The following is a 1,387-nucleotide window of genomic DNA, read 5'->3' on the forward strand; positions in this document are numbered from 1 at the left end:
GGGTTGCGGTGCGGCTTTCAGCGGTCCGGGAGGAGACCGGGCGCGGGCCGACGGGGGCGGAGGTGGGGAAGGTCCGGCGGGAGGAGGCGCGGCGGCAGCGGCGGGCGGTGGCTGGGTTCGACCTGGTGTTCACGCCGGTGTCTTCGGTCTCGCGGTTGTGGGGTCTGGATCCGCGCGGGTGGGTGCGTGAGGCGGTCGAGGCGGCGCATTGCGCGGCGCGGGACGCGTCGCTGGGGTTGCTGGAGGAGCATGCCGCATTCACGCGGACGGGGTCGTCGGGGCAGGCGCAGATCGAGACCCGGGGTCTGGTCGCTGCGGTGTTCGAGCATGCGGACAACCGGTTGGGGGAGCCGAATCTGCATTCGCATGTCGCGGTCAGTAGCAAGGTGTTGGGGGTGGACGGGAAGTGGCGGGCGTTGGATGCGCGGGGGCTGTACCGGATGGCGGTGGCGGCGTCGGAGCTGTACAACACGCGGCTGGAGCATGAGTTGCAGGCGCGGCTGGGGTTGGAGTTCGAGGCGCGGGCGGACACGGTCGGCGGGCGTGAGCCGGTGCGGGAGATCAAGGGTTTCCCTCCCGAAGTGCTGGCGTATTTCACCCGTCGGCGGGCGGGCATCGAGGGCGAATACGCGCGGCTGGTGGCCGGGTTCCGGGCCGTGCACGGGCGTGATCCGTCCCTCGCGGCTGCGCATGCGTTGGCGCAGCAGGCGACGCTGTCCACCCGCAGCGGTAAGAAGCCGCCGCGGGCGTGGTCGGCGATGCGGCAGCAGTGGCGCGCCGAACTGGCCGATCGATTCGGGTCGGGGGCGTTGGCGCGGGTCATGGCGGTCGTGCCCGCGCGCCGGGGACGTGGCGGGTCGGCGCCGGTGAGTGGCGCGCAGGTGGATGTGGCGGCCATCGCGTCGCGGGTGGTCGGTGCGGTGCAGGAGCATCACGCGACGTGGACGCGGTGGAGTGTGCTGGCGCAGGCGCAGCGTGAGCTGCGTGGGGTGTGGTTCGGGACCGCAGGGGAGCAGGAGCGGGCCGTCGCCCAGGTTGTGGAGGCGGCGCTGGCGGTGTGGTCGGTGCCGGTCGAGCCGCCGGACCTGCTTGCCGAACCGGCGGGGTTGCGGCGCGCGGACGGGTCGTCGGTGTTCACCCAGCACGGTGCGGCGCGGTTCACCAGCCGTGCGGTGTTGGACGCGGAGGCGCGGTTGGTGGAGGCGGCGGGCACGGCGACGACGGTGGGGGTGGACGGGCCGACGGCGGCGGCCGCGCTGACCGCGTATGAGCGGACGAGCGGCCGTGCACTTGACCCGGGTCAGAGGGCGCTAGTGGAGGCGTTCGCGTGTGACGGGCGGTTGTTGCTGGCGGGGATCGGTCCGGCGGGGGCGGGTAAGACCACGGC

1 protein-coding gene is annotated in these 1,387 nt (G+C 73.5%); it reads left to right on the forward strand.

Features of this window, described 5'->3' with window-relative positions; all coding sequences use genetic code 11:
- Nucleotides 1-62: 62 nt before the first annotated feature.
- Nucleotides 63-1,387 (forward strand): MobF family relaxase (mobF, locus tag KGA66_RS31290; protein WP_211472804.1); only part of this gene is annotated, 1,325 nt, incomplete at its 3' end.

The organism is Actinocrinis puniceicyclus, assembly GCF_018283645.1.
In the GTDB taxonomy this organism is placed as follows: Bacteria; Actinomycetota; Actinomycetes; order Streptomycetales; family Catenulisporaceae; genus Actinocrinis; species Actinocrinis puniceicyclus.